This is a genomic window from Kitasatospora sp. NPDC058048 (assembly GCF_042885555.1).
Taxonomy (GTDB): Bacteria; Actinomycetota; Actinomycetes; order Streptomycetales; family Streptomycetaceae; genus Kitasatospora; species Kitasatospora lactacystinica.
The window spans coordinates 418,578-435,640 of the sequence record NZ_JBHVRT010000001.1 but is presented as its reverse complement, the minus strand read 5'-3'; the positions used below and the strand labels follow the sequence as shown (position 1 = coordinate 435,640).

The 17,063-nt window shown below is 72.2% G+C and carries 12 protein-coding genes; 5 read left to right on the top strand and 7 right to left on the bottom strand.

All coding sequences use genetic code 11. The annotated features are described in order from the left end of the window. Nucleotides 1–9: 9 nt before the first annotated feature. From ACFVVA_RS01620 to ACFVVA_RS01610, 3 genes are all read right to left on the bottom strand, one after another. Nucleotides 10–1,632, bottom strand: a complete 1,623-nt coding sequence (locus tag ACFVVA_RS01620) for an alpha/beta fold hydrolase (RefSeq protein ID WP_387684610.1) — start codon at nt 1,630–1,632, stop codon at nt 10–12. After that, nucleotides 1,632–2,993, bottom strand: coding sequence for an alpha/beta fold hydrolase (locus ACFVVA_RS01615; RefSeq protein ID WP_387684608.1), 1,362 nt, complete (start codon nt 2,991–2,993; stop codon nt 1,632–1,634). The genes ACFVVA_RS01620 and ACFVVA_RS01615 overlap by 1 nt, the downstream gene beginning before the upstream one ends. A gap of 616 nt (nt 2,994–3,609) precedes the next feature. Further along, nucleotides 3,610–5,253: a serine/threonine-protein kinase gene (locus ACFVVA_RS01610; RefSeq protein ID WP_387684606.1), complete on the bottom strand. Its 1,644-nt coding sequence runs from the start codon at nt 5,251–5,253 to the stop codon at nt 3,610–3,612. Between the two features lie 302 nt (nt 5,254–5,555). On the opposite strand from ACFVVA_RS01610, the gene ACFVVA_RS01605 reads away from it, so the two are divergent. The 3 genes from ACFVVA_RS01605 (at nt 5,556) to ACFVVA_RS01595 (ending at nt 7,899) form a co-directional block, all read left to right on the top strand. Then, on the top strand, nt 5,556–6,227 hold the full coding sequence (locus ACFVVA_RS01605; RefSeq protein WP_387684604.1) for a response regulator transcription factor: 672 nt from the start codon (nt 5,556–5,558) through the stop codon (nt 6,225–6,227). Further along, a complete protein-coding gene (locus ACFVVA_RS01600) occupies nt 6,224–7,612 on the top strand; it encodes a sensor histidine kinase (RefSeq protein ID WP_387684602.1) in 1,389 nt (462 codons plus the stop codon). The genes ACFVVA_RS01605 and ACFVVA_RS01600 overlap by 4 nt, the downstream gene beginning before the upstream one ends. Nucleotides 7,613–7,680: 68 nt before the next feature. Continuing rightward, nucleotides 7,681–7,899, top strand: a complete 219-nt coding sequence (locus ACFVVA_RS01595) for a hypothetical protein (protein ID WP_387684800.1) — start codon at nt 7,681–7,683, stop codon at nt 7,897–7,899. A 337-nt stretch (nt 7,900–8,236) separates the two neighbouring features. Here ACFVVA_RS01595 and ACFVVA_RS01590 read toward each other — a convergent pair whose 3' ends face one another. Then, nucleotides 8,237–8,719: a hypothetical protein gene (locus ACFVVA_RS01590; protein ID WP_380352678.1), complete on the bottom strand. Its 483-nt coding sequence runs from the start codon at nt 8,717–8,719 to the stop codon at nt 8,237–8,239. A gap of 533 nt (nt 8,720–9,252) precedes the next feature. Here ACFVVA_RS01590 and ACFVVA_RS01585 point away from each other — a divergent pair. Further along, the gene (locus ACFVVA_RS01585; protein ID WP_387684600.1) at nt 9,253–11,904 is read left to right on the top strand and encodes a hypothetical protein; all 2,652 of its coding nucleotides are present in this window, start codon (nt 9,253–9,255) and stop codon (nt 11,902–11,904) included. A 27-nt stretch (nt 11,905–11,931) separates the two neighbouring features. Here ACFVVA_RS01585 and ACFVVA_RS01580 read toward each other — a convergent pair whose 3' ends face one another. Beyond that, on the bottom strand, nt 11,932–13,218 hold the full coding sequence (locus ACFVVA_RS01580; RefSeq protein WP_387684599.1) for an MFS transporter: 1,287 nt from the start codon (nt 13,216–13,218) through the stop codon (nt 11,932–11,934). A 24-nt stretch (nt 13,219–13,242) separates the two neighbouring features. Continuing rightward, nucleotides 13,243–13,503, bottom strand: a complete 261-nt coding sequence (locus ACFVVA_RS01575; RefSeq protein ID WP_387684597.1) for a hypothetical protein — start codon at nt 13,501–13,503, stop codon at nt 13,243–13,245. 547 nt (nt 13,504–14,050) lie between these two features. Between ACFVVA_RS01575 and ACFVVA_RS01570 the strand changes: the two genes are divergently transcribed. Then, nucleotides 14,051–14,950, top strand: a complete 900-nt coding sequence (locus ACFVVA_RS01570) for a GNAT family N-acetyltransferase (protein ID WP_387684595.1) — start codon at nt 14,051–14,053, stop codon at nt 14,948–14,950. Nucleotides 14,951–15,179: 229 nt separating this feature from the next. Here the strand turns inward: ACFVVA_RS01570 and ACFVVA_RS01565 are convergent, their stop codons facing one another. Next, nucleotides 15,180–16,880: an AMP-binding protein gene (locus tag ACFVVA_RS01565; protein ID WP_387684593.1), complete on the bottom strand. Its 1,701-nt coding sequence runs from the start codon at nt 16,878–16,880 to the stop codon at nt 15,180–15,182. Nucleotides 16,881–17,063: the final 183 nt, after the last annotated feature.

The following is a 17,063-nucleotide window of genomic DNA, read 5'->3' as shown; positions in this document are numbered from 1 at the left end:
CGGAAGGCCCTACGGCGCGATCTCGAACGCGGGCGGCTCGAGACCCGCGAGGCAGCCGGTGTCCGGTGCGGTCGGGGTGTCGAAGAACGACCGTGTGATCGACTGGGCGCACGGCGAGTCGGCGAAGACCACGTGGGCGACGTAGGGGACCGTCACCTCCGTGGAGCGGCTGAGCGTGCGGGCGGCGTACGGCCCGCTGCTCGGTGCGGTCTGGGCGTCGAACCCGCCGGAGAGCACGAGGGTCGGGATGTCGCTCTCCGTCACGTCCCGGATCGAGTCCGGCGCGGCGGGAACGTCCCAGGCACGGCAGTCCGCCTGGAGGAAGGCGAGCAGCGGGGCATTGGCCACCACCGACCGGGGGAAGGACGGGAAGGCGCGGTGCCCCGCCCGCATCACGTCGGCCCGGCTCTCGAACGGCGTCCACTCGCTGCAGAAGACGCCGTAGGCGAGCCCGTGGGAGACCCTGCCGACGGCCTGCGGGCTGAGCTTGCCGCCCGCCCACTGCTCGGCGATCCGCCGCGGGTCGCCGTGGGCCAACTCGTCGATGGAGCGGGGCACTCCGGCCGCCAGATGGGTGGCGGAGACCAGCCAGTTCACCAGGACCCCGCCGTCCAGTACGACCTCGACCGGCTCCGGGCGGCCCGGGACAGTGACGGTGGTGGTGACCGGGTCGGCTTCGAGCTCACCGACGAGGCGCTCGAAGGTGCCCTTCAGGTCCGGGTAGCGGTCGGCGCAGGCGGGCTGCCGCGCGCAGGCCCCGAACAGGCCGTCGAAGCCCTCGCGCGCCGCCTTCCACGTCACGGCCCCGCCCGCCAGGGACGGCGGCAGCACGCCGTCGATGCCGACCGAGCGGATGCCCTGCGGGTGCAGGCGCAGGTAGGTGAGGGCCAGGTCGGTGCCGTACGAGATGCCGAAGACGTTCCACCGCTCGACACCCAGCGCCACGCGCAGGTCCGCGTAGTCGGCGGCGCTCTCGGTGCTGTTGTAGGCGCCGAGGTCGGCGCCGCGGCCCTCCAGTTCGTCGTGGCAGGCCCGCGTCGCCCGGACGTGCAGGCGGCCGGTGGAGCGCGCGCCGTAGACGAGGTCGAGGGCGCTCGCGTTGAACTCGTCGATGTTCGGGCAGGTGAGCGCCGGGCCGGCCGAGTAGGTCCCGCGCTGGGACATGAAGATCACGTCCCGGTCGCGGTTCAGGTCGCCGTTGAGCGCCAGGGGGATCTCGGAGACCGCGTCGTCGCCGGGCCCGCCGGCGAGCCACACGATGGGGTCGTCGGCCTTCCGGTGGGTGGCCGGCACGATCGCGACGCCGAGGGTGATCTTCCGTCCCTCGGGGTCGTCCCGGTCCTCGGGCACGGTGAGCGTTCCGCAGCGGGCCCCCGTCAGCGCGGGGGACGGGTCGGCGGTCCTTGGGCAGGGGCCCGGCGCGTAGCGGGCGTGGCCCGCCGTCCGGGCGACGGTGCCGAGGGGCTCCCCGGCGCCGGACGCCGCCCGGGCGGGCGCCGCGGCCAGGCCGGTGGCGAGGCCGGTGAGCAGACCGGTGACGAGGCTTTGGACGAGGACGGCGGCGGTGGCCCCGGCCAGGGTGGTCAGCGGCCGTCGCGCGGTGCGCCGGTGCCGGGCTGGGCGGATGGACATCATGCGGACTCCGGGCCGGGGGTGATGGTGAACGGTTCGGGGGCGAGCCCGGCCACGCAAGCGGTGTCCGGCGCGGTCGGATTCGCCAGGAAGGAGGCCAGGACGCTCTGCGCGCAAGGGGACTGGGGTACCACCCAGTGGCCGATCCCGGGGATCAGCACGGTGGTCGAGCGGGACAGCGTCCGGGCCGCGTACGCGCCCCAGGCCGCCCCGGACTTGGCGTCGAAGGTGCCGGAGAGGACGAGCGCGGGCACGTCGCTGACGGTGGCCACCCGCTGGACGTCGGAGCGGTCCGGGACGTCCCAGGCCCGGCACACGCCGTACTCGAAGGGCAGCTGCGGCGCCTGCGCCAGTACCCGGCCCGGCCAGCCGGGGAAGGCCTCACGGCCCGCCTCCAGCACGTCGGAGCGCGAGTACCCCGGCACCCACTCGCTGCACGCCACCGACTGGGTCAGGCCGTGGCCGATCTCGCCGACCGGGGTCTTCGCGCCGGCGGCCTGGGCCCGTGCGAAGCGCTCCGGATTCCCGCCGGCGAGCTCGTCGAGCGCCGCGGGGACGTCGACGGCCTTGACGGAGTTGGCGACCAGCAGGTTCACCAGGGCGCCCCCGTCGAGGACGACCTCCACCGGCTCGCCTCCCGACGGCGGCCGCGCCGCCAGCCGCAGCGGACCCGCCTCCAGGCGCCGGACCTGCTCCGTCAGCGTGTCCGGGAGGTCCGGGTAGCGGCTCCCGCAGACGGGCTGCGCCGCACACGCCGCGAGGATCGCCCCGATGCCCTCCCGGGCGCTGTCCCAGGTCCACGGCAGGCTCACGATGTCCGGGGGCACGACGGAGTCGATCGCGACCGAGCGGATCCCCTCGGGGTGCCGCCGCAGGTGGGTGAGGGCCAGCTCGGTGCCGTACGAGTACCCGTAGACGTTCCACCGGCCGATGCCCAGCGCCTCGCGCAGATCGGCGAAGTCGTCGGCGTTCTCGGTCGTGTTGTAGGCGTCCAGATCGATCCCGTCGGCCGTCAGCCGGTCGTGGCACTGTCTCGCCGCACGTACCAGCCGCCGCCCGGTCGACGGCGCGTCGTAGCGCAGCCCGACGGACTCCGCGGTGAACCGGTCGATCTCCGGGCAGAGCAGGGCCGGCTGGGAGTGGAGCGTGCCGCGCTGGGCCATGACGATCAGCTCGCGGTCGCGGTTCACGCCGGAATCGAGGAGGAAGGGGATGCTCCCGAACGCGTCGCCCCCGGGCCCGCCTTCCATGAACACCACCGGGTCCCCGGCCGGCGTCGCCGAGACGGCCGGGATGATCGCGACGGCCAGCCGGATGGTGCGTCCGGTGCGGTCGGCGCGGTTCTCCGGGACCTCCAGCATGCCGCAGCGCCCGGGGACCGGTTCGGGGGTCTGCGGGCAGGCGCCGGGCACGAACCGTGCCGCGGTTCCCGACAGGGGAGCGCGGACGGCCGGTGACACCGCACCGGCCGGCGTCGGGCCGGCCGCCCCCAGGAGGGCCAGACCGGCCGTGGCGAGCGCTGTCCCGGTGCGTGCGCCCCGGGCGCCTCGCCGTCCCCACCGGTGTCGCGCCGGTATTCGCCCGGACCGGGCGCTCCCGTGGACGGACGGCGGGTGGCCCGGGCTGTCGCCCTGTCTCATCATGTGGTCCCGTCTCTCTCACGGCCCCGGAACGGACGGCGCCGCGTGCTGCCGGCCGCCGCCGCACGGTTCGTCCGGGGACTGCGCAGCCCAGCCTCGGGCCGCCGGGAGACGGCCACCACTCGTGGGCTCCACTCGGAGCAGTGGCCGCTCCGGCTGCGGCGGGCGGCGTGCCCGCTCCGGGCGAGGCCGTGGTCACGGCTTCGGGAGACACCGGGTGGAACCGTCGGCCGCGACGGTTCCGGCGGCCAGGGCTGCCGGCCCGGGCGCTGCTGCTCACATCCCGTCGGCGGTCGAGAACGCCGACGGGGCCGCGGGCGGGCAGTCGCCGCCGCCGTCAGTTGTTCCGGCGGTAGTAGTCGACCGAGACCTTGACCGGCCCGTCGCCCCGCGCGGCCGAGAGCGGTCGGACAATGGCCAGGTCCCGGCCGTCGTCCCCGCGGACACAGAAGGCCCGGCCGGTGACGGTGGAGAAGTCGAGCGGTGTGGCGGACGGGTTGCCCAGGCCTTTGAGGCAGTCGGCAAGTCCCAGACGGTCGTCCCTGCCGAGGTAGGCGTCGTTGTTGTCGGCGAGGACGAACTCGTCGGAGGTCCGGGTGATGTACCAGGACGCCGACCCCTCGGGTGCGACCGCGCCCTTCCTGAGGTCGAACTCGTAGCCGTGGTCGGGCGAGACGAGTGCGGTGCCGGTGTACACGGGGGTGTACTCGGGGGCGGCGGTCGGTGGGGTGGGGGAGGCGGAGGGGGTTTCCGGGTCGGTGGCGGTGGCCACCGGGTCGTCGTCGGCGACGGACTGGCCCTGGTCCGACGGGTGGAGGAGCAGGAAGGTGCCGCCCGCGCCGAGGACGAGCGCGGCCGCGGCGATCAGGGCCGTCCGGCGGCGGGAACCACGGCGGGCCGGGCCGCGGCCCTCTCGCGCTTCGGGCAGCGGAGCCCGCACGTCTTCGCGGTCCGCGACCCCGGGGTCCAGCACGGTGGCGAAGGGGGCCACCGCCGTGGCCGCGTCGTGCAGCGGGGACGCGGGAACGCGGACGGTCTGCGCCTCGGAGGGGGCCCGGGGGAGGTCGCTGCGCCGGGCGATCTCGGCGCCGACCTGCGACGGCAGCCAGCCGTCGGCGAAGCGCAGGCCACTGACGAGGCCGGGGTGGGCGTGGACGGCTTCGATCACCTGGGCGGTGGTCGGACGGTCCTCGGGCCGCTTCGCGAGGCAGCTGTTGATGAGGCCGCGCAGGGAGGCGGGCACCTGGGTGAGGTCGGCAGCCTCGTGGATCACCCGGTACAGGGCGCTGGAGGCCGTGCCGGCTCCGAAGGGAGGCGTACCGCCGGCGGTGTGGGCGGCCAGGGCGCCGAGGGCGAAGACGTCCGTGGCGGGCGTGGCCGGCAGACCCCGGGCCTGTTCCGGGGCCATGAAGCCGGGCGAGCCGATGCGCAGTCCGGCGCTGGTGAGGGCGACGGCGTCGGCGGCCCGGGCGATGCCGAAGTCGATCACGCGGGGGCCGTCGGCGGCGAGGAGGACGTTGGCGGGCTTGAGGTCGCGGTGGACGACGCCGGCGGCGTGGATCGCCTGGAGTGCTTCGGCGACCCCGGCCACGAGGAGCAGGACGGTCTGCTCGGGGAGCGGACCGCCGCCCTTGACCACCTGGTCGAGCGAGGGCCCGGGGACGTAGGCGGTGGCGAGCCAGGGCACGGTGTCGTCCACCCCGGCGTCGACGACCTGGGCGGTGTAGAGCCCGTGGATCAGGCGCGCGCTGGTGACCTCCTGGGCGAAGCGCTGCCGGAACTCGGGGTCGTCCGCGAGCTCGGGCCGGACCACCTTGAGGGCCACCGGGCGGCCGCCCCGGGTGTACGAGAGGTAGACCCGCCCCATCCCGCCGGCGCCCAGCCGCGCGAACAGGCGGTAGCCGCCGACCGCGGCGGGGTCGTCGCCGGTCAGCGGCTGGAAGGGGGCGGGCAGGCCGGTCTCGGCTGCGGGTACGGACATCCGGGGCTCTTTCGGCGGTGTTCTTTCGGCGGTGTTCTTTCGGCGGGGCGCGCCGGGGAGCCCCCGAGGGTGAGGAGTCCTCTCGCCGGACGCTCCTCGGGGTTCGGTGGCCAGGGCGGAATCGGCGTGCGACCCCCGTGGGGGTGAGGAGCCGCACGCCGGAAGGAGAGTCTTCCCTCACGATCATGAGGTTTTGATGAGGTCCGCCCGGGACCGGGCCCGGCGGCCGGACCCGTGCGCCACCGGGGCGCCGCGCGGGCTCCGTGAGGATTCGACGAGGGGGACGGTTATCCTTGGCCGCCGTGCGAGTACTGGTGATCGAGGACAACGACGACCTGCGGTTCGCCGTGGCCGCGGCTCTGCGTGGTGACGGCCTGGCCGTCGACGAGGTGGCGGACCTGCCGGCTGCCGACGAGGCGCTGTTCGTCACCGCCTACGACTGTGCCGTGTTCGACCGGATGCTTCCGTCCGGAGACGCCCTCCACTACGTCGCCGACCTGCGCCGGGCCGGCCGTACCGTGCCGGTGCTGTTCCTCACCTCCCGCGACCGGGTCGCGGACCGCGTCGACGGGTTCGCCGCGGGCGGCGACGACTACCTGATCAAGCCCTTCGCCGTACCCGAGCTGATCGCCCGGGTCCGCAACCTGTGCCGTCGTGCCGGGACCCTCACCCCGCCCGTGCACCGGATCGCCGACGTCGAGATCGACACCGCCCGCCGGCAGGTGCGCCGCGACGGCGTCCTGCTGCTCCTCACCGCCAAGGAGTTCGCCGTGCTGGAGATCCTGGCCGCCCGCGCGGACCAGGCCGTCTCCCGCGCCGAACTGATCGAGAAGTGCTGGGACGAGATGGCCGAACCCGGCTCCAACGTCGTCGACGTCCTCATCGCGCAGCTGCGCCGCAAGCTCGGCGACCCGCCCCTGATCGACACCGTCCGCGGCGTCGGCTACCGGCTCGTCACCGGTTCCGACGGATGAACAGGACCCTCCCGCGAAAGCTCCGGGCGGGGACCGGGCGCCGCGGCGCGAGGCCGAGGACCGCGGCGGCCCGAGCCCGCGGACTGCGCCGGCGACTCACCGCGCTGTTCGCGCTGACCAGCGCCGTCGGCCTGGTCGGCCTGGCGGCCTTCGCCGTGCACAACGACAACGCCTCCCGGCGCCGCCAGCTCGATGCCGAGCTGAGACTGCAGGCCACCCAGGCCGCCTCGGTCCTCGGCTACGACGACGACGATCGGCTCGACGTCACCGGTCTGGACGACTACGTCGAGACGACCTGCCCCACGCTCCACGTCCTGTCCGCCGCCGACGGCGGGCCGACACCCGTCTACACCCCGCGCAAGGCCTGCGCACACGCCACTCCCGGCGACCTCCGGGCGGTCGCCGGCGCAGCGATCCGGGAGGGGAGCCTCGTCCTGACCGACGCGCGCGGTACCGACGGCCGTCCGCTGCGCCTCGTGGCGGACCCCTTCGGCGGACCCGGCGGCCAGGACACCGGCGGCGCGATAGTCGTCTCCGCGGACCTGTCGGCGGACCGGGCCGCGCACGGCGAACTGACCGCCCTGCTCGCGGCCGGCTGCGCCGTCCTGCTGACCCTGTCGGCCGTGGCCGGGCACCTGCTGTCCGGCCGCGCCATCAGACCCGCCCTGACCGCGCTCCAGCAGCAGGAGGCCTTCCTCGCCGACGCGGCCCACGACCTGCGCACGCCCGCCGCGTCCCTGCGCCTGCTCGCCGAGACCGCGCTGCGCGACGACGCCGCACGCGTCGCGGCGCTGGAGCGCACCCTCAACCTGGCCACCCGCATGGGCGACCTGGTCGACGGCCTGCTCACCAGGGCCAGACTCGTGGCAGGTGTCGGCACTGCCGTCCGGGAGCCGCTGCGCCTCGACCAACTCGTCGAAACGGTCGTCGACGACATCGACACCGACATCGACACCGACACCGGCACCGGCACCGGCGAGCACCGCGTCACCGTCCGGACCGAACCGGCCGTCGTGACCGGCGACCCGGACCTGCTGCGCCGGGCCGTCGCCAACCTCCTCGGCAACGCCCTCACCCACGGCCGACCGCCGGGCCTGCCCGCGGACGTCCGGCTCACCGTCACCGGTGACGGCACCGTGACCGTCGACGACAGCGGACCGGGCGTGCCCGCCGAGCTGGCCGGCTCGCTCTTCGAACGATTCCGCAGCGGCTCCGGCTCCTCCGGGCTCGGGCTGTCCATCGCCTCCTGGGTCGCCCACTCCCACGGTGGATCCCTCACGGTGGGCACCAGCCCCACCGGCGGTGCCCGCTTCACCCTCCGCCTCCCCGCCGGTGCCCGAGCGGGCGCCGGTGCGCGAGCGGACAAGGACGAGACCGCCCGCTGACGGCTGATCGTCCCCGGGCTCTGCCGCCTCGCCTCATCCGGCGGCGACGACCGAGTGCGGACGGCCCGGTGGCTTTGAAGACCGTCTGCGAGCGGCACGGCGTCCCGCTGCGTGCCGAGACCGATCTCGCCGAGCTGATCGTGCAGTTGGGCGACGACCGGCCCTCCGACATCCTCGTCCCCGCGATCCACAGGAACCGCACCGAGATCCGCGAAATCTTCGCCGCCCGGATGGGTCGAGCAGTGGCGCGCGGCACCCTCGGCGCGGCGGCCTCCGGGCTCGCCTGACCGGAGAACAGCAACGCGTGGGGCGGGGACGGCCGAAGTCGTCCCCGCCCCACGCGCGTTCCTGATCGGCGAGCAGTTCCAGCACCGGACGCTGCTCGGTACGTCGAGCATCCTGCTCAGGTCGCCGTGGACCAGGCGGCGCAGCGCGTGGGTGATGTCGTCCGATTGCCGAAACTGCGTGGCGTCCCGGTGGCGCCTTTTCGAGCCGTCCCGGCCGTGGCCGGATCGGCCGCCGGCCCCGGAGCGCAGCCACCTGGCGGAGCGCGGTGTCGGCACACCGACCGACACCGTTCCGGCGTGCCGGCGCCCCGAGGGGCGCCGGCACCCGGGGCTGGCGTCAGTAGATGAGGACGTCCCAGTGGCTGCCCTCGTTGCAGTAGAGGTTGCCCGATGCGGCCTTCCACTGCGGGTAGCCGTCGCCCCGGAGGCCGATGTAGGTGAAGCTGTTCTGGATGTAGTTGTCGATGCAGGAGCTGCGGGCGATGTCGACCTTGTAGCCGTTGTAGTGGCTGTAGGTGCCGGAGGCGTGGCCGACCTCGGTCCCGCCGGTGATGTTGATGGCGCAGCCGCTGGCCTGCTTGAGGGTGATGACGGCGCTCACCGTGCCCGAGTTGATCTGGTCGAACGAGGTACAGGTGGAGTTGGACCTGGTGGTGCAGCCCCCGCTGGAGCTCCACGTGACGCCGGCGTTGCTGAGCTGACTGGCGGCCGTCGACTGCGACAGCTTGGTGCCGCTGGCGCCGGCCGTGGGCGCCGAGAGCGCGAGGCCGGCCAGGGCCAGGGCGACGACGGTGGCTGCGGTGCGTGGCTTCATCTGCATCTCCCAATGAGGATGGTGTGCCTCGGACTCGACCCCTCGCCCTCCTGCCGCGCCTCGGCAGGAGGGCGGGAGGTCCGGCGCCGGGCTTGAGTAACAGGCCCGGACGAAGGGGTCGTACGCAGTGCTGTGGCGCGGCGGTGCTCCGGCGCGAGGGCCGGCCGATCCGTCCGGCGCCACCGCCCGCGGCTCCCGGGCAACGGGGACGACGGGCTTCGAGCGCCGGCATCGCTCCAGGATGCCCCACCGTTGTCTATGCGAGTAGACCCCCGGTCGGTGAATTTCGCGTGACGGAGAGCGGCCTTCAGCGCGTCGAAACGCTCCACGGGGCGCACCGCACGACCACCCGCGCGCTGGTCACCGCCCCTCGGCGATGCCGACGGCATCGGGCGGCAGCCCGGCAGCCGTTCGCCGTGCCGGTCTTTCGTGAAACGGTCATCGGAGGGGGCGGGCTCCAAAAACGTCCGCTGGTATGACTATTGGGGAGTCCCATTGATTGCCAACTTCCGGCAAAGCAGGGTCGTTACGCTCGTGTCATGAGCGCCATCGTGAACGTCGTCCTCGACTTCGGCGCCGTGCCGGGCGAGGACTGCACGGAAGCCTTCCAGAAGGCTGTCGACTCACTGGATTTCCTGACAGGCGGCACCGTGCTGGTGCCGGGCAGCAAGCTTCCCTACCTGTTCTCCCGTTCGGTGATGGTCGACCGGCACAATGTGCGGTTCGTCGGCGAGGGGCCCGAGGCCACCGTGCTCCAGGGGGTGGCGTACACACCCCCGCTGGTCTTCGGCGTGGACCGCAAGGTGCTGGGGCAGCCGGTCAGCGACGGGCACTGGGCGGATCTCTTCGGGCTGCTCGACACCCATGCCGCTCCGAGCGCGGGGCAGCGGTGGGGCTTCCGTACGAGGGTCCCCACCGGCGTCGAGGGGCAGCCGTTCAGCGACGCGACGGTCACCTTCGCGTGCTCGCCGTTCCAGTTCGGGCCGAGGCTTGGCGCGTTCTGGTCCGACGTCAGAAAGCTGACCCTCGACTTCGTGGTGCGCAACGACGCGATGCCCTGGGTGGGGCGGCCGCTCTTCGGCCTGGCCGACGCGTACAACCGCCCGTCGCCGTTCTACGCCCAGACGGAGGTGTCCCCGGGGATCGTGCCGCCGCGGGTGCTGTTCGTCTTCCGGACGGCGGACGGACTGATCCGGGAGATCCGGGTGCCCTTCGACGACGAGAAGCCCGTCCTGCGCTGCTCGCTGCAGATCGATCTCGACGCGTCCACCGTGACGGCCTGGACGGACCTGGCCCAGGTCGAGCCCGATCTGGCCATGATCAACGACGGTTGGGGGGAGCGGGAGGTCGCCTTCGCACCCAACTGGTACGCACCGTTCAACATGGGCCAGTTGGGCCTGCTGTCCAGCGGATGGGGCGGCGGCACCTACCGCATCCCGGGCGACAAGGACACCCCGGTTCCGCTCACGTTCGGCGCGCTCCGGCTCTCCGACGTGACGCGCTACCAGGACCTCGGCGCCGGCACGGCGCAGCAGGACGAGCACGGCCCCGTGACCGACCTGACGTTCCTGACCGACGAGGCGGGCGTTTTCTGCGTGCTGCCCATGGACGAGGCAGTCCACAGGAGCGCCGACGGTGTCCCCGATCTCCACGCGCGATACGTGGCGAACGGGCTGACCGGGTACGGGCTGTTCATGCCGATCGGGCCCAGGCAGACGTTCGAGCGCAACAGGGCGGAGAAGATGGCGGTCACCGCCCTGGCGGTCGGCGGCCAGGCGGGCTCCGACTACGGCCAGGCCATCGGGCTCGGATCGGTGGTCATGTTCTCGCTCGCCGACATGAAGGTCTACTTCGGTGCGCAGGGCCTGAGTGCGTACCATCTCGACGCCAGCTACCCGGTGGACGTCACGGACAGCGAATTCGGCCACCAGACCGACTGCGCGATCTACTCCTGGTTCCAGATGGGCCGGGGCGACCGGCTCAAGCTCGCCTATTTCGGGCGGTCCGCGTTCAAGGCGTTGCGATCGAACCCCTCCTACCGCAACGTGTTCGTCACCGGTGTGGACGACTCCGTATCGGCCGTGCGGCTCTTCGAGTGCGGGGCCGCCCAACTCGACAACTGGAGCTTTGACTTCGAGCACGCGGGCCCCAGCGACAGCTATGTGTGGGCCAGCCTCCAGGACAACGTCGGGGGGACGCAACTGGTCATCAGGGACTGCGTGGGCGTCAAGGGCGGCCCCCGCACGGCCGCGGTCCGGCTGGACAGCAGCGACCGCGGTGCGGGGCTCGGCGACTCCTCCCGTGGCGCCGGCTGGTGCAAGATCGAGCGCTCGTTCAACACCTATCTGGCCCCCGGCATGCAGGCGGTGGTGGCGGTCGACGGGCCGGTGTGGCGCGGGCTCTTCGAAGGAGTGCCGAAGCCCTACCCGCCGCTGGTCGTCAACACGGCCACCCCGGGCGCCTCGGCCAGGATCGGTACGGACACCGTGCCGCCCGCCCGGTCCGCGCCGCCCCTGCTCGCGGCCGGCGCCGACGATCCCGTCCTGCGGCTCGACGGCCTGATCGGCTACTACCGCGCCGACGTCTCATCCGTGAAGGCCGACCCGAACCGCGCCCTCGGGGACGGAACGCCCGTGGTGCAGCTGCTCGACCTGAGCCCCGCGCACAACGACGGCACGGCCGTGGGCAACCCCGCCGTCTACGAGGCATCGGCGATCAACAGCCTTCCCGCGCTGCGCTTCACCGGCGGCTGGTACACCTTCCCCACCATGCGGGGCACCACGGGCGCCGCGACAGTCTTCCTGGTCGGCAGGCGACTTCCCGTGTTCGACACCGGACCCGCCCTGATCGACTCACTCCACACCTACGGCTCCGGATGGATCCTGGGCGAACGCCTCCAGGTGCTCAGCGCCGAATCCGACACGGAGTGGGCCGTCTACGCCGTCCGCTCCACCGGCGGCCCCAGGCGACTGCTCCAGAGCTTCGTCAACGGCCACCCCTACGAGCTGCGCAGGTTCGACTCCCTGCGCCCGCTCGCCTGGGACGCACCGGAACTCGGCAGGCGCGACCAGGGCCTGGAGATCTTCAAGGGCCTGCTGGCCACCGCCGTCGTCTGCGACGCGGCACTCGACGACCGGACCCTCTCCGACATCTGCCGGCACCTGCTGTACGTCCACCAGATCCCGGTCTGACCCGTCGTCCTTCCCGGGCCGCCAAGCTCAGCGCTTGGCGGCCGCCGCCGCAACTCCTTCAGGAGCCTCATCGTCACCGTTGGGCGACGACGGGAACTTCCGCATGGTACGCAGCGGCGAAAGGAGAATCGGAATAAAGGCGAAACAGCCCGCGGCGGCACACACGAAAATCCCCTGGCGTACCCCGAGCCACCCAGCCGCGGCGCCGCCCAGCATGGAGCCGACGGGCATGAAGCTCCAGGTCAGGAATCGCATCGTGGCATTTACTCGCCCGAGATATTCATTGGGGGTCAGGGTCTGTGTGCAGCTGACCTGAGTGACATTGTAGACGACGATCATAAACGCCGTGACACCGTCGGCGCAGGCCGCGATCCAGAGCGTCCAGCCGGATCCGACAAAGGGAAGGACGAGCGCAAAAGGGGAGCCGAGGAGCAGGATCAACCACATGGCAGGACCGGGGCCGGCCTTCTCGGAAATCCGCCTCGCCAGGAAGGATCCGAGGAGCCCACCCGCTCCGGACACGCTCAGGAAGATTCCGATCAAGGCGGGCGACAGATCGAGCGTCCTCGCCAGGAAGAGCATCATCACCGTGTAAGCGGCATACCACGTCAGGTTCAGCCAGGCGGAGGACCCGGCGATCGCGAGGAGCCGAGAGCTTCCGCGCACCAGACGGAGCCCCGCCCCGATCTCCTGGAGCATGCGGGATTCCGGTCGACGGACCGGCTCCGCCTCGTCGGCGCGAATCCGCGCGATGCAAGCCGAGGAGATCAGAAGGCCGACGCTGGTCACCACGAAGGAGACCGGAGCCGTGAGCAGTGCCACGGCCTGGCCGCCCAGTGAAGGGCCACCCACGGCAAAGACCTGCTGGACGCCGGTGAGCTTCGCATTTCCCTCCAGTACCCTGTCCCGACCCACAAGGCTGGGGAGATAACTCTGGTACGCGACGTCAAAGAATACGTTGCACACGCCGAACAGGAGAACGGTGGCGTAGAGCTGCCAGATCGAAAGGAGGTCGACCCACCAGCACAGAGGAATGGAAAGAAGAATGAGAGAACGCGCAAGCTGGCACAGGACAAGGATTCTGTGACGCCGAAGCCGGTCCACCCACACGCCGGCCGGCAGGCCGACCAGCAGGAACGGGAGAGTGAGGAAGGTGGAGACGAGCCCCACTTCGAACTCTCCGGCATCCAGCGCAAGGACTGCGACCAGCGGGATGGCGATCCTCGCCACACTGACGCTGGCGGCACTCACTGCCGTAGCGGCGAAGAGCCCCCTGAACCCTCGGTCTTCTAAAATTCCCGGCTTTTTGGTCATGAAGTTACCATCATAGACAACCAGTCACAGTAAATTGGCAACGATTTTGGTCATGGTGATCTGGCGGTCCGGCCCGGACTCGACAGCGGCGAGCGGGGTGACTGCCACGGGGGGAAGGCCGTACGCACCGTCTCCTGGCTGCTCGGCCACCGCCGGCTGACCGTGCGACAGGAGCGGATCGGCGACCAGGCCACCGCTACCCCCGTCCTTGCTGCAGCTCTGGCCTGCGACAAGGGGCTCGTCGGACTCACCGCACGGGACATCCGCCAGGGCGACGTGGGACAAGAGGGGCTCTCCTTCTGCATGGGCATCCCGCATGGGTTTCGCCGAGACGAACGGAGTGTTGTTGCAATGTAACATTGCACATATCTCACTGTGTGTGCGTGGGGCGACGGCTTGAAGGTCAACTGCATTCTCGGCAACCGCAGTTCGTGATCATCGGCGCACGGTCGCGGTGGCGGTGAGGATGTCCAGGTGAACCGCCCCACGGGCGGATGCGGACGCCTGCGGCTTGCAGGGCGAGGCCGGAGCCGTGCGCGGTGGGCATGTTGTCGGCGACCGGGCCCAGCGCGAGGACGAGCAGGAACAGGAGCAGGGGACCGAACCGGGCGGGCACGATGGCTGGTTGCCGCCCCTCCTTCCAGGGGCGCGGAAATCCTTGGACGGCCTCACGGAAGATCACGTACTGTGTGGCTCCACGCCCCGAGACGACCGGAAGGAGGCGAGTGCCGTGCGGTTCACACCTCTCCAGCGCTCCCTCTTCCGCTGTCCCGGCGTGGTTCGTGAGTTCTGACCGGGAGCGCTCCAAGCAGCCTGTATCCCGGAGGAATCCATGACCGATCCGGTCATCCGCGCGCTCTCCGCGAGCGACGCTCATCTTTTCGACGCACTCCCCGACCCCCTGGGTGCCCGTGAAGGCCATCGGCGCACCCGGTTCCGCTCCGACTGGAAGCGCGTCGCCCTGCGCGACGGCGAGGTTGTCGCACGCGGCGCGTGGTGGGGCGGCCCCGACGACCCGGAGCCCGTCAACATCAACTGGTTCGACGTGGCCGAGGGCAAGGAGGAGGCCGGGGCCGAACTCCTGCGCTCCGCTCCCTGGCAGGTCGAACTCGAGATCAACCTGCCCGGCGGCTGGCGGGAGAGGACCGACCTGCGCGCCGGCGCCGAGACGCGTTTCGCCGCCGCACGAGCCGCAGGGTACGAACTCCTGGTGGAACGCTTCCTGTACCGCTGGACCCCGGAGCGAGGTCTGCCCGAGCGGCCCGGACGCCTGCGCTTCAGCGCCGAACCCGACGACACCGTGTTCCTCGACGCGTTGCGCCGTATCCACTCCGCCACCCTGGACGCCCACGCGCTCAGGGCCACAGCGGAGGGCGGCCTCGACCAAGCCGCCCAGGAGGAACTCGACTTCTTCCACTGGTGCCCCTCCCCGCGGGAGTGGTGGCAGCTCGCACACACGCCGGAGGGAGACCTGGCAGGCATCCACATCCCGGCCCACAACCCCTCCGGCCCGACCATCGGCTTCATCGGAGTCGTCCCGGAACAGCGGGGTCGCGGCTACGCCTACGACCTCCTCGCGGAGTGCACCCACCTCCTCGTCGAGCAGGGCGCGGAGTTCGTCACCGGAGCGACGGACCAGGCCAACTTCCCCATGGCCGCGAACTTTGCCAAGGCCGGCTTCCCCGTCGTCCGTGAACGCATCAGCTTCCACCCGGCGGGCCGGGCGGCCTAGCGAGGAGTAGCACGCGGTGGGCGGTCCGGTCCGAGGGCAGGTCCGGACCGGCGCCCGGCGGCAGGCCGGCCGACGGCGTGGACGTGCGGGATCTACTACGGCCGGGTCGGCGGTGTCCCCGCGCACGGCAACCAACGCTCCCCGCCTCGGCGCTTAAGGCACATGGGCGCCGCTCGCTGAGCCGGCCGTTCATGGCGATGGTGGGGCTCCGTCCGGTGACCTGACGGCGTCAGGTTTCGGTGGGTGGGCGGTCGGGAGCGAGGGCGGTCGGGTCGTCGTCGGTGTCGGGCAGCGGCCGGGCGCCGGCCAGCCACTCCCGGAGGAGGTTCTTGCGGACCTTGCCGAGCTCGTTGCGGGGGAGGCGCGGCACGGTCTCGACGCGGGTGGGCCAGTACCAGTCGGTCATGCCGCGTTCGGCCAGCCAGGTGTGCAGTTCGGCCAGCTCGGGGGCGCGTTCGTCGGCGGCGATGACGACGGCGCAGGGCAGGTCGCCGTGCTCGGCGGGGTAGCCGACCAGGGCGACGTCGGCGATCGCCGGGTGCGCGCGCAGCTCCGCCTCGACGTCCAGAACGGGGATCATCAGCTGGGTGGTGCCGGAGATCCGGTCGGAGGCCCGGCCCGCGTAGCGCAGGCCGCCCTCGCGGTCCGGGCGCACCAGGTCGCCGGTGGCGTACCAGCCGTCGGTGTCGGCGGCGCGCCACAGCAGGCGTCCGGTGTCGCGGTCGAAGGTGCCCAGGCAGGTGGACGGACTGCGCAGGTCGAGCGGCGATGCCTGGTCCGGTCCGGTGGCGGGTGCCATCCGCAGTTCGACGCCGGGCATCGGGCGGCCGATGCCGTTGGCGGCCCGATCGGGCGGGTCGGTGGGGCTGGTGGCGGTGATCCCGGCGGTCTCGGTCGAGCCCAGGGAGTTGACGACGTGCCCGCTCAGGGTGTTGCGGATGAGGTCGACCAGCTCGCGCGAGGGGCTCGCGGCCATCGTGGCCACCGCCTCCCAGGCGGGAAGGTCCCGCGGGTGGCGGACCTGTTCGGTGGCGAGGGAGTCCAGCATGGCCGGCGGGGCGAACAGGCCGCCGGCGCGGTAGGTGCTGCACAGGTCGAGCCAGCGGCCGGGGTCCCAGTCGTCGCAGTACAGGGCGCTGCCGCGGTGGACGAGCGGCCGCAGCACGCCGTTGCGCAGGCCGACGCCGTGACTGAGTGGGGTGAGCACCGGGAAGGGCTGCCCCGGCAGCAGGGGTGGGATCGGCAACGGCCGGCGGACCCCCGCGTACAGGGTGTTCAGGCTGTGGACGACGGCCGTGGCGCTGCCGCTGGTACCGGAGGTGAACAGCACCGTCGCGGCCTCGTCGGGTCCGAGGACGGTGCCCTGCGGTGCGCTTCGGGCGGCGGCGCACAGGAGCGCGCCGAAGTCGAGCGCGCCGGTGGCGGAGGTGTCGCCGATGACCGCGTGGTGGCGCAGAGCCGGCAGACCGTCGGCGAGTCGGGCGAGGGCCTGGACGTGCTCCGGGCCGGGTTTGCGGTCGGTCGTGACCAGCAGGACGGCTCCGGTCGAGGCCAGCATCCGGTCCACCTCGCGCCGGCCGAACCACAAGGAGATCGGCATGGTCACCGCGCCGACCCGCCAGCAGGCGAGCGTGAGCACGGCCGTCTCCCACTGGTCCGGCAGCTGGAAGGCCACCACCTCGCCGTGCCGTACGCCCAGCTCGTACAGCGTGGCGGCGAACCGCTCCACCCGGCTGGCGAGCTCGGCGTAGCTCAGGGTGACGGCCCGGCCCTCCTCCGAGCGCCAGTTGATGATCACGCGCTGGTCGGGTACCTGCTCGGCGGCGTCGCGCAGATCGTCCAGGAAGGTCTCGTCGCGCCACCAGCCCTGCCGGCGATAGCGGGCGGAGGTGGCGGGCAGCGGCCGCATGGCGTCGAACAGCTCCGGCATGGTTCCTGCTCCCTGGGTGAGGCGAGGACGGCTTCCAGCGGGGACCGATCGACGGCCGCGAGTCTGTCGGCATGCAGGCTCGTCGGCTCGCCGGGCCATGTCCGCACTCTGGCACAGCCGGGTCGGCCGGAGTGCCTGTGCAGAGCTGCGGGGCACCCGAAAGGGTGGCTACGATCGAATGGG